Genomic DNA, 13,338 nt, shown 5'->3' with positions numbered 1-13,338 from the left:
ACGTCAAAGTATTTTCCATTGATCTCGAATAGATCCGATCTAAATTATTGGCAAACAGCGTCACGCCTAACAAGAAACAAAGCTGCGCCTGACTCGATGAATCAGGTGGCTGGTATGACACGCCATTACCCGCGTTGTTGTAGTGCTAAAAGCGAAGAAAAGGACTGTCAGAATGGACAATATTGTTGTAGCCAATAAAGCAACCTCCGAACTTACTGCCAACACGTGGGGCGATCTTTCACTCAATTCACCCTCCGTTGTTCAAATGCCCGTTCCACCCAGCCAAGTCGCTTCGGTCTCCCGAAATGGGCAAGACCTGGTGGTTAATTTGAAGAATGGCGAACAGGTCAAAGTTGCCAACTTCTTTAGTACCGCGCCGGAAGGCCCCACCAGCGACATGGTGTTTCAGGGCGAAGACGGCACCCTGTGGCAGGCGCAGTACGACACTCAGTCCTTCACCGGCTTTACCTTCGACGAAGTCAGCTCTCTGGATGAGCTCATCGCCGGAGCCGGCGTGGTGGGGGGCACGACCCCCACCTTTGCGATTGCCGGGCTGGGTCTGTTGGGCGCGGGCGGTGCGGCGGCGGCAGCGGGCGGGGTCGCAGGTGGCGGTGGTGGTGGCGGCGGTGGAAATGCCGCTGACACGTCAGCTCCCGTGGCCCCGAGCAATCTGCTGGTCAGTGCAGACGGGACGTCCCTGACCGGCATCAGTGAAGCCGGCGCGACCGTTCGGGTTCGCAACAACGCTGGCACCCTGCTCGGCAGCGGTACCGCGGCGGCAGACGGAACATTCAGCCTGTCGCTCAACCCACCGCAAACCGACGGCCAATCACTGACCGTTGATGCGGTCGACGCGGCTGGAAACGTCTCCCCGCCGGCTCAAGCGCTGGCACCGGACATCGATATCACCCCGCCTGGCGACACCACGCCACCCGATGCGCCGGCCAACCTTGCCGTCAGCGCCGATGGCACGCGCGTTACCGGTTCCGGCGAAGTCGGCGCCACCATCCAAGTGCGCGCCGCCGACGGCACCCTGCTGGGCAGCGGCATCGTCGCAGCGGACGGGACTTTCAGCCTCGGGCTCAACCCTGCGCAAACCGACGGCCAGTCGCTGACCGTGAATGCGGTCGACGCCGCCGGCAACGCCTCCCTGCCGGCTCAGGCGCTGGCGCCGGACATCGATATCACCCCGCCCGGCGACACCACGCCACCCGATGCGCCGGCCAACCTTGCCGTCAGCGCCGATGGCACGCGCATTACCGGTTCCGGCGAAGTCGGCGCGACCATTCAGGTGCGCGCCGCCGACGGGACCCTGCTGGGCAGCGGCGTCGTTGCGGCAGACGGCACTTTCAGCCTCGGGCTCAACCCACCGCAAACCGACGGCCAGTCGCTGACCGTGAATGCGGTCGACGCCGCCGGCAACGTCTCCCCGCCGGCTCAAGCGCTGGCGCCGGACATCGATATCACCCCGCCCGGCGACACCACGCCACCCGATGCGCCGGTCAACCTCGCCATTAGCGCCGATGGCGCGCGCATCACAGGCTCCGGCGAAGTCGGCGCAACCATTCAGGTGCGCGCCGCCGATGGCACCCTGCTGGGCAGCGGCATCGTCGCAGCGGACGGCACTTTCAGCCTCGGGCTCAACCCCGCGCAAACCAATGGCCAGTCGCTGACCGTGAATGCGGTCGACGCCGCCGGCAACGTCTCCCCGCCGGCTCAAGCGCTGGCGCCGGACATCGACGTCACGCCCCCCAGCGGGGACGTGACGCCGCCGGATGCGCCGATCGGCATCGCGATCAGCGGCAATGGCTTGATCGTGAGTGGCCGTGGCGAAGCCGGCAGTATCGCCAGCGTCATCGATGCAATCGGCAACGTACTCGGCACGGCCGTCGTGGGCACTGACGGGCTGTTCAACATCACCCTGAACGCGTCACAAATCGCCGGTCAGTTGCTGCAGCTCACCCTGACCGATGCCGCCGGCAACATCTCCGCCAACGTGGCACTGCAAGCACCGGACACCACCGCGCCGGTGACGCCTTCGAATTTCGTCCTGTCGGCCGACGGCCTGATCCTTACAGGTGTTGCCGAAGCGGGCGCTCGCATCCTCGTGCGCACTGCGTCGGGGGCAGTTATTGGCGTCGCCCGCGCCGGTCTCGACGGCACCTTCAGCGTGACCCTCGACATCGCGCAACTCAATGGCGAAAAACTCAACGTCAGCGCCACGGACTCGGCGGGCAACTCCGCCTCCGCCGAGCTGACCGTCGCCGACACCACGCCACCCGCCCAGGTCACCGATGTGGTGATCAGCGCGGACGGCACGCAGGTCTCGGGTAAAGGAGAAGCCGGCGCGACAGTGACCCTCGTGGCCAACGGCACGCCAATCGGCACGGTGGTCGTCGGCGCCAATGGCACCTTCGCCACCCCCCTGACTCCACCGGTCAACCCCGGCGATCTGGTGCAAGTCATCCAGACCGACAGCGCAGGCCTGCCGTCCACCGTGCTGGCGGTCACGGCGCCCGACGCCATCGGCCCGACCACGCCTTCCGGTCTGGTCATCAGTGGCGACGGCACCCAGCTGACCGGCACCGCGAGTGCGGGTTCGGTGGTCCAGGTGCGCGATGCCAACGGCGTGCTGCTCGGCAGTGCGACCGTGGGCGGCAATGGCAGCTTCACCGTGGTGCTCAACCCGGGCCTGGCCAACGGCGAAGTGCTCGACGTGGTCGCGGTCGACGGTCAGGGCGAAAGCTCGGTCACCGTTCCCGTCACCGCGCCCGACGTCACCGGTCCTTCCGCTGCCACCGATCTCAGCATCGCCAATAACGGCCTGATCCTGACCGGCCGTGGCGAACCCGGTGCGACCGTTTCGGTACGGGACGCCCTTGGCATTGTCATCGGCACCGGCGTGACGTCCGCAACCGGCAACTTCACCGTCACACTCGCTTCTGCTCAAACCAATGGCCAGGCACTGCAGGTGGTGCTGAGCGACGCTGCCGGAAATCCGTCCGTTGCCACCCCCGTCAGCGCACCAGACCTCGACGGCCCGCTGCAGCCCGCTGCGATCAGCATCGACGCCAGCGGCACAACGCTGACCGGCACCGGCGAGGCCGGGGCAACGATCACCGTCACCACCCTCGACGGCACGGTGCTCGGCACGGCGATCGCTGCCGCCGACGGTCGCTTCAGCGTGACATTGAACAGCCCGCAGAACAACGGCCAGACCCTGCTGATCGGCGCCAGTGACGGCACCGGCAACCTGGCACCGTCGGTAAGCTTCATCACCCCCGACACCCAGGCGCCTGCGTCGCTGACCGGCGTTGTCCTCGACGGCACGGGCCTGGTCCTCACCGGTACCGGTGAAGCCGGCGCAAGCCTCACGGTGCGAGATGCGGCCGGCAACGTCATTGGCAGCGGCCAGGCCGGCCCCGACGGCAGCTTCTCCCTGACCCTGACGACCGCTCAAACCGACGGTCAGTTGTTGCAAGTCACCCAGATCGACGCTGCAGGCAACCAGTCGGTAGCCGCTCCGGTCACGGCGCCCGACGTCATCGCACCGGGAGCTGTGACCAACCTCAATCTGTCGGCCAACGGTTTGATCGTCACCGGTAACGGCCAGAGCGGCGCCACCGTCACCGTCAAGGATGACCTCGGCGCAACGCTGGGCAGCGCCGTGGTCGGCAGTGACGGGCGCTTTGAGGTGACGCTTTCCAGCGCGCAGATCAACAATCAGCCCCTGAGCGTCACGCAAGTCGACGGCTCGGCCCTGGCCTCTCCCGCCACGCCATTGCTGGCGGCGGACATCCAGGCCCCCGACGCCCCCACCGGCCTCATTCTTGGCACCGATGGCCTGACGCTCAGCGGCCAGGGCGAGCCCGGCGCCACCGTCAACGTGCTCGACGTCAATGGCAACGTGCTGGGCACCGCCACGGCCGACCCGCTGAACGGCCGCTTCGACGTCCTCCTCAACGCGATCCAGGCCGACGGCCAGGTGCTGCTGGTCAAGCAGACCGACGCCGCCGGCAACATCTCCCCCGCCTCCTCGCTCAACGCGCCAGACACCACTGCGCCGGGCGCGCCCGCCGGGATTACCATCAGCAACGACGGCCTGACCGTTTCCGGAACAGGCGTTGCGGGCGATACCGTTCAAGTGCGGGATATCAGCGGGACCCTGCTGGGCTCGGCCATCGTGGGAACCAACGGCATTTTCGCGGTGACCCTGAGCCCGCCGCAGCTGGACGGTCAGGTGTTGAGCGTGACCCAGACCGACGCCAGCACCCTGCCCTCGCTGGCCGGTTCGGTCACGGCACCCGACCTCACCGCGCCGCCCGTGCCAAGCGGCCTGACGCTGGATGCCGCCGGGCTTTTGACCGGCACCACCGTGCCCGGTGGCTCGGTGAGAATTCTCGATGCCGCTGGCGTTGAGATCGGCACTGCCGTTGCCGGGGCGGACGGGATTTTCATCTTTAACGTTGCGCCGATCCTGAGCAACGGCGAGACGGTGCAAGTGGTCGCCACCGACGGTGCCAACGATTCGCTGGCGACCCCGGTGCTCGCACCGGACACCACACCACCGGTCGATGTGACGAATCTGGCGATCAGTCCGGACGGCGCGAACGTTTCCGGGGTCGGCGAACCCGGCACCACTGTCACCGTTCGCGGGCCGGGCAATGTCGTGCTGGGCACCGGCACGGTTGGCCAGGACGGTACGTTTGTTATCGGCCTTATTCCGCCTGCTGCAAACAACACCAACGTCGACGTCATCAGCACCGACGCCATCGGCAACGCCTCCAACGCGGTCACCCTCCCAGGGCCGGACGGCACCCAGCTGGCGACCCCCAGCGACCTGGCCGTCAGCAGCGACGGCTATATTCTCACCGGTGCCGCAACTCCGGGCAGCACGGTGAACATCCTCGACAGCAACGGCGTCAGCCTGGGCAGCGGCAGGGTCAACAGCTTCGGCCGCTTCAGCATCCTGATGCGCTTCGCTCAATTGAACGCGCAGAGCTTGCACGTCGTCTCGACCGATGACGCAGGCCACACCTCGGTCACCGCGCTGGTGGTCGCCAATGACCTCACGGCACCCGACGCGCCGGCGGGTCTGACCATCAATGGCGATGGCAGCGCCGTCACCGGGCGCGGTGAAGCCGGTGCGACGGTGACCATTACAAACAGTGGCGGCACCGTGCTGGGCGCCGGCACGGTTGCGCCCAATGGCACATTCGTCATCGCACTGACGCCGCCCCAACTGGACGCCCAGCCGCTCACCGCCACGCAAACCGACCTGGCGGGCAACGTGTCGCAAACCGGCAGCATCAGTGCGCCGGACCTGAAGGCGCCCGATGCCGCCACCGGTGTGACCATCAACAACGTCGGCACCGTGGTCAACGGCGTTGGTGAAGCCGGTGCGGCCGTGACCATTCGTGATGCCGCCGGCAACGTTCTCGCCACCGGCATCGTCAACCAGAGCGGCCAGTTCCAGGTCACGCTGCCGAATGCCGTGACCACCGGTGAACCGCTGTCCGTCACCCTGACCGACGCGGCGGGCAACGTCTCGGGCGTCGCAAGCCTGACCACGGTGGACACCACCCCGCCGGCGCTGCTGCAGAACCTGCTGATCAGCGCCAACGGCAGCACACTGACCGGCACCGGTGAGGCCGGTGCGACTGTTAGCGTCCTCGACATCACCGGCACGTTGCTTGGCACCGCCCTTGTGGCCAGTGACGGCACCTTTACCGTGACCCTCGTTCCTGCGCCGACTAACGGCCAGGCCCTGGACATCAGCCAGACCGACCCGAGCGGCAATGTCTCGCCGTCGATCAACCTCACAGCGCCGGACATCAGCCCGCCCGCCGCCCTCACCCAAGTGGCGGTGAACGCCGACGGCCTGACCGTGACCGGCCGGGGCGAACCTGGCGCAACGGTGTCGGTGCGCACGGCCGGCGGTGCTCTGTTGGGCACGGCGCTGGTGGCCGCGAATGGCGCGTTCAGCGTCACCCTGACGACCGCGCAGCTCAATGCCGAAGTGCTGACCGTCACCCAGGAAGACCCGCCCGGCAACGTCTCGACGGCGGTCAACGTAACGTCCGTCGACCTCACGGCACCGGACAGTCCGACCGCTCTGCTGCTGAGCGGCAGCGGCGCGCAACTGGCAGGTAACGCCGAAGCCGGCAGCACTGTCACCGTGCGCGACGCGGCCGGCAACGTGCTGGGCTCAGGCGTCGCCGGGGCCAATGGTGTGTTCCAGGTCACCCTGTCCAGCCCCCAACTCAACGGCCAGAGCCTCAGTGTCACGGCCACTGATGCGGCCGGCAATGTCTCGGTGGCGGCGCCCTACCAAGCCGCCGACACCGTCGCGCCCGCCGCCGTCAGCAACCTCGCGGTCAGCGCCGATGGCCTGACCCTGGGCGGTATCGGCGAGCCCGGTGCGACAGTGGTGGTGCGCGATGCCAATGGCAACGCGCTGGGCACCGCGACCGTGGCCGCCAATGGCAGCTTCACCCTCGGTCTGACCCCGGCGGCAGTGGCCGGCGGCACGTTGACCGTGGTCCAGACCGACGCCGCCGGCAATGCTTCCGACGCCAGCACGGTGGTTGCGCCCGGCAATCTCGCCGAACCGGCGCCGGTGAATCTCGCCCTCAGCGCAGACGGCCTGACGCTGACCGGTACCGCCAACGCCGGCAGCACTGTCAGCGTCCGCACCGCCTCGGGTGTGCTGCTGGGCACGGCGCTGGTCAATGGCGACGGCACGTTCAGCGCGCCCCTCAATGCCGCGCAGCTCAACGGTGAATCGCTTGCGGCCATCGCCACCTCCAGCGACGGCATCAACTCGCTGGCCACCGGTTACCTGGCGGCGGATGTCACCGCGCCCGGGCAGCTCACCGATCTGGTGCTCAATACCAACGGTGTCACCCTGACCGGCCACGGCGAAGCGGGCGCAACGGTGACGGTGCTCGGCGCTGGCGGGGTCATCCTCGGTACCGGGCAAGTGGGCCTCGACGGCAACTTCTCGCTGACGCTGAACCCGCCGCAGATTGCCGGCCAGTCCCTGAGCATCAGCCAGACCGACCTCGCCGGTAATGAAGCGGCCAGCCTCGCGCTGACCGCCAGAGACCTGATCGCCCCGAATGCGCCGCTCGCCCTGTCGGTGACGGCAGACGGCGCGATGCTCTCGGGCACCGGTGAGCCTGGCGCCACGGTCAATGTGTTCAACGCCAGCGGCGAGCTGGTGGGCTCCGGCAGCGTGCGCATCGACGGCACCTTCCAGCTCGCCCTCACCACCCCGCAAGCCAACGGCGAACTGCTGGCGGTGACCCTGACTGACGCGGCCGGGAATATTTCCCTGCCTGCCAGCCTGACCTCGGTCGATACCACTGCGCCGCTGGCCCTGACCCAGCTGAGCATTTCCAGCGATGGCGCAACGCTGACCGGCCGCGGTGAAGCCGGGGCAATTGTCACAGTGAGCAACGACCTCGGCACCGTGCTCGGCACGGCAACGGTGGGCAGCACCGGGGCGTTTACCCTGGTGCTGGTCCCGGCGCTGTCCAACGCCGAAGTGCTGACGCTGGTGCAACGCGATGCCGTCGGCAATGTGTCACCCCAAGCCAGCCTGACCACCCCGGACTTCACCCCGCCCGACCCGCTGGACAACGTGCGCATCAACGCCGCCGGTGCGGTGGTCACCGGGACCGGTGAAACCGGCGCCACCGTCACCGTCCGCGACGCCGGCGGCACGCTGCTCGGCACAACCCTGGTTCTGGCCGACGGCACGTTCAGCGTCACCCTCACCACCCCGCAGATCAACAGCCAGGTGCTGAGCGTTCAGCAGGCCGACCCACCCGGCAACGTCAGTGTGCCAGCCACGGTCACCGCGCCGGATTTGACCCCGCCAGCCGTCGCCACCGATCTGCAGTTCAATGCTTCCGGCAGCGTGCTCAGTGGGAGCGGCGAAGTCGGTGCGGGGGTGCGCATCACTCTGGCCGATGGCACGCTAGTCGGCACCGGCACCGTGGGCGTCGATGGCACGTTCCTGATCAACCTGTCACAGACGCAAAACGCCGGTCAGCCGGTGTTTGTCGTGCTCACCGACGCCGCCAACAATGCGTCCGCTGCGGGCTCCCTGGCTTCACCCGACCTGACGCCGCCCGCACCCGTCACCAACGTGCAAATCGATGACACCGGCGCAGTGGTCAGCGGCCGCGGTGAGGCAGGTGCCAGCCTGTTGATCACCGATGGGGCAGGTAACCTCGTCGGCACCGGCGTGGTGGGTGTGGATGGCAATTTCGCGGTCTCGCTGTCGGTGCCGCAAATCAACGGCGAACTGCTGTCGATCGTGCAACGTGATGCTGCGGGCAATCCGTCCGTTGGCGCGCCCGTTACCGCGCCCGACAACACCCCGCCCGCGCTGCCGGTCCTGGCGCCGCTGAGTGGCGACGGCCTGATCCTGACCGGCACCGGTGAAGCAGGCGCCACGGTCAAAGTGACCAGTGCCACCGGCGCCAGCCTCGGCACCACCACGGTGTTGGCCGACGGCTCGTTCAGCGTCACGCTGTCATCTGCCCAGCTCAACGGCGAGACGCTCAACGTCACCCAGACCGATGCGGCCAACAACGTGTCCGGCACGGTGGTTTACCGGGCCGACGACGTCACCGATCCGCTCGCCGTGACCAACCTCTCCGTCAGCCAGGACGGCCTGACCCTCAGCGGCCGCGGGGAACCCGGGGCCACGGTCACGGTGTCGGTGGCGGGCACGCCGTTGCCCGGCACCGCCATCGTGCGCGCGGACGGCACGTTCAGCTTTGCGCTGGCGCCCGCGCAGCTTGATGGCCAGTCGCTGTCGGTGGTGCAGGTTGATGCAGCACTTAACGATTCGACGCCGGTTGTGGTCACCGCACCTGACATCACGCCGCCAGTGATTCCGACGTTCATCTCGCTGACCGGCAATGGCACGATTCTGCAAGGAACTGCCGAAGCCAACAGCACGGTGACCGTAAGGTCCGCCGACGGCACGTTGCTGGGCTCCACGCGGACCGACGCCGGGGGACGTTACGAAGTCGGGCTGAATCCTGCGCAGACCAACGGGCAAGTCATTTCCGTGACTGCAACGGACGCGGCCAACAATGCTTCCGCGCCGCTGGTTTACACAGTGCCGGACACTCAGGCGCCTGATCCTGTCAGCAACCTGACCATCAGCGCCGATTACCTGCTGTTGGCAGGCCGCGGTGAAGCGGGCGCGATCGTGACCGTCAAAGACTCCCTCGGCGTCACGCTCGGCACCGGGCAAGTGGCGGCCAACGGCACCTTCGTGGTCACCCTGGCCCCTGGCGTCACGGCCAACAACGTGCTCACGGTCGGTCAGGTGGACGCCAGCAACAATGTGTCCGGGACGCTCAACCTCACCGTGCCCGTGACCCCGCCACCGAATGCGCCGACCAATCTGCAGGTCAGCGCCGACGGTCTGAGCGTGACCGGCAGCGCCGCAACGGGCACCACCATCACGGTGTACAGCGCAACAGGCGCCGTGCTCGGGACGGCGGCCACCAATGCTGGCGGTACGTTCACGGTGACCCTCAACACCGCACAAACCAACGGCGAAAGCCTTGGCGTGACGGCAAGTACCGGAGCAGGTGGCGCATCGTTGCCGGCTGCGGTGGTGGCGGCTGACACAACGCCACCGGCTGCGCTCAGCGACCTCGCGGTCAGCGCCACCGGTACGCTGGTGACGGGACGTGGCGAAGCCGGGGCGACGGTGACCGTTACCACCGCCGCGGGCGTTACGCTCGGCACCGCCGTGGTCAATGCCGGCGGTACGTTTGGCGTCTTGTTGAACCCGGCGCAAGCCAACGGTCAGGTGCTCAACGCGTATCAGACCGACAGCGTGGGTTTGCAGTCCGGCATATTGCCGGTCACCGCCCCCGACATCACCGCGCCGAATGCAGCCGCAGCGCTGGTGCTTAATGGCGCCGGCACAGTCCTGACCGGGATTGGCGAAGCCGGCGCGACGGTCACGGTGCGCAGCAGCCTCGGCGTCGTACTCGGCACGGCAACCGTTGCACTGGACGGCAGCTTCACGGCTAACCTTTCGACGGCGCAGCTCAATGGCCAGGTGCTGACGGTGAGTCAGCGTGACGTCGCCGGTAACGTCTCGTTGCTGGCAAACCTCAGCGCCGTCGACACCACGCCACCCGCGGCGCTGACCAACGTCGCCCTGAATGGCGCGGGCCTGCAAGTCAGCGGTAACGGCGAGGCAGGCGCGACCGTACGGGTCACCAATGCGGCCGGCGCAGTGCTCGGCAGCGCAGTGGTCAATGCTGCGGGCGGGTTTGTCGTCTTGCTCTCCACAGCCCAGTTGAACGGTCAGGTGTTGAGCGTCCAGCAAGCGGACGTGACGGGCAACGCCTCGGCCGTGGCGACGGTCACCGCTGCGGATATTCAGGCGCCTAATCCCCCTTCCGCCCTGGTGCTGGCAGCCAACGGACTGACCCTCAGCGGCAGCGGTGAAGTGGGCGCGACGGTCAACGTGGTCAATGCCGGCGGCACGCTGCTGGGCACAACCACGGTCGGCGCGGGCGGAACGTTCAGCCTCACCCTCAATGCCGCTCAGCTGGATGGCCAGGCGCTGACGGTGCGTCAGGTCGACGTTGCCGGTAACGTGTCGGCCGCCGGCAGCCTGGTGGCACCTGATACCACGGCCCCCGTCGCACCGACGGCGGTGAGCATCAACGCCAGCGGCTCGGTGGTCACGGGCACCGGCGTCGCGGGGTCGACCGTGACCGTGCGCAACGCACTCGGCGTCGTCCTCGGCAGCGCGACAGTCGCCGCCAACGGCAGCTTCTCGGTGGCGCTGAACACCGCGCAGATCAACAACCAGGTGCTGAGCATTACCCAGGCCGATGCCGCGGGGAACGTGTCGCTTTCGGCGAGCGCCATTGCGCCTGACCTGACACCCCCCGCTGCACCCACTGCGCTGCTGGTCAGCGTCGATGGCCTGACCGTCAGCGGCACGGGCGAAGTCGGTTCGACGGTACAAATCAAATCCACCGGCGGCGCGGTGCTCGGGACGGGCACCGTCGGGGCCACGGGAATCTTCAGCGTCACCCTCGCCCCCGCGCAAATCAACGGCGAAACCCTGCTGGTCAGCCTCACTGACATCAAGGGCAACCTGTCGGTGGTGGCCAACGTCACCGCGCCGGACATCGACGTCAACACGCCGGTGATCGCCAGCGATAACCTGGCCACCGCCACCGTCAGCCTCGTGCCGGTGAAGACCACGCAGAACGTTGCGGACTCCTTCACCACCTTGTTGGCCGGTTTCTCCAAGGCGTTCGTGTTTACGGTCAACAGCGGCACCAGCCTCGACCCGACCCTGACGTTGACCACCGGTAGTGCCGTGTCCTTGCTCGACGGCGTGGTCTATACGCTGCAGGTGAAAAACGCCAGCGGCAACTGGGTGACCCTGGACGTCAATGGCAACGGCGGCCTGCTCGATCTGGTGGCGCTGACCGGCCAGGGCGTGCGGGTGAACATCGGCGATCTGCTGGGCGGCGATTACCGGTTGGTGGTGTCGAGCGCCGGCATCGGCGTGGTGACCAACGTCACCACGCAACTGCAGCTGGACGTCACCAGCCTGACCCAGTTCAACGGGGTGGCCGGTGCCGCCGTGATCGGCAACGTCATCACCAACCCTGGCATTGATGGCCAGGCAGACGTGACCGGCCCGGACAACGGCGCTGTGTTGCAGGTGCTGAAAAACGGCAGCTACGTCACCGCCAGCGCGGGCACCACAGTGCAAGGCCTGTACGGCACGTTGACCATCGACGCCAGCGGCAACTACAGCTACCGGCCCGACGGCGCGGTCACCAGCGTCGGCAAAGTGGATGTCTTCAGCTATCAGCTGGTGCACCCCAATGGCCTCAGCGACACCGCCAATCTGTACGTGCGCATCGACAGCCCACAGGCCACCGAGGTGTGGAGCGATACCAGCCTGGCCAGCCCGGCCCTGGTGGTCGATGCCACCAACGACATCGCAGTCAGTGACATCACGCTGGTCAACAAGGAGGTCATCACTACCACGGCGCTGGGCCCGTTCATCGTGCCGGTGCTGGGCGGCAGTGGTTCATGGACCACCAGCGTGGCGGCCGGTGCGATCAGTGACCTGACGGTAGTGGTCAACTCCTCCAACCTGCTCAGCCTGCTCGGGTCCCTGACCCTGGGCCTGTACAAGCTCAACACCGCCACCGGCCAGTACGTGCTGGTCAAGAACTACAGTGGTGCTTCGCTCGCCAATCTGGGCGGCGGCAATTACGCCGCGCGCTTCGATGACCAGGGACCTGGCAGCTATCAGGTCAAACTCGCCGCCGGGGGCGTCGGTGTCGCCAGTACGGTCAACATCAGCCTGACCAACGACGCCACCTACACCAATCAGTTCGTGGTGGGCAGCTACACCCCGGTGGCGGGCAATCTGCTCACCGACACAGCCGGCGGCGGCGCTGATGTACTGGGCTCGGCGTACACCGTGCTCAACGTGCTGGCGGCCGGCAGTTACGTGACGCCGGGCTACAACGGCACCACCATTGTCGGCACCTACGGTTCGCTGCTGGTGCAGGCCGACGGGCGCTACACCTACACCCTGACGCCGGGCCAGACCGATGCGGTCATCGGCCGTGAGGAGGTCTTTACCTACCAACTCAAGCACCCCAACGGCACCACCGACACGGCGACGCTGACCATTGATCTGGAACAGGCCGGTGCCGTCGCCACTACCTCGTTTGCCGCGCTGTCCACCGTAGCGAGCGGCGATGATCACAGCGCCACGGCCATCGCCACCACCGGTGCCGCGCTGATCCAGGGCACTGCCGGCAATGACACGCTGGACGGGTCCCATGGCGGTGCAGTCACCCTGCAAGGCGGCGCCGGCAACGACACGCTGATCATCGCCGACCAGCATTTCGCCTCGGTCGATGGTGGCACGGGCACCGACACCCTGCTGTGGGCCGGGGGCGACGCGACCATCAACCTGGGCGATCTGCAGAGCCGGATCCACAACATCGAGGTGCTGGACCTGAACCACACCAGTGCCGTCGCGCTGACCATCAGCCTGGCGGACCTGGTGTCCATTACCTCGGCCGACAGCAACACATTGATCATCAAGGGAGGCAGCGGAGACAGCGTTCACATGACCAACACCTGGGTCGCCGGCGGCGCGCAACAGGCCGATGGCGTCGATTACACCCAGTACACGCCGCAAGAAGATCCAACCCATCATCTGTGGGTGCAGAACGGTATTCACGTCGTCTGATCAGCCCGCCCTCTGGCGCTGCCGGAGGCGGGGTTCAACCGGCCGAT

Annotated in this window: 1 protein-coding gene; it reads left to right on the top strand. The window is 67.2% G+C overall.

The window, feature by feature from the left end:
- Positions 1-172: 172 nt before the first annotated feature.
- Positions 173-13,291, top strand: coding sequence for a BapA/Bap/LapF family large adhesin (locus IFT99_RS08190; protein WP_192131443.1), 13,119 nt, complete (start codon positions 173-175; stop codon positions 13,289-13,291).
- Positions 13,292-13,338 lie beyond the last annotated feature (47 nt).

Source organism: Pseudomonas sp. CFBP 8772 (assembly GCF_014841665.1).
GTDB lineage: Bacteria > Pseudomonadota > Gammaproteobacteria > Pseudomonadales > Pseudomonadaceae > Aquipseudomonas > Aquipseudomonas graminis_B.
This window is presented reverse-complemented; position numbering and strand designations above follow the sequence as displayed.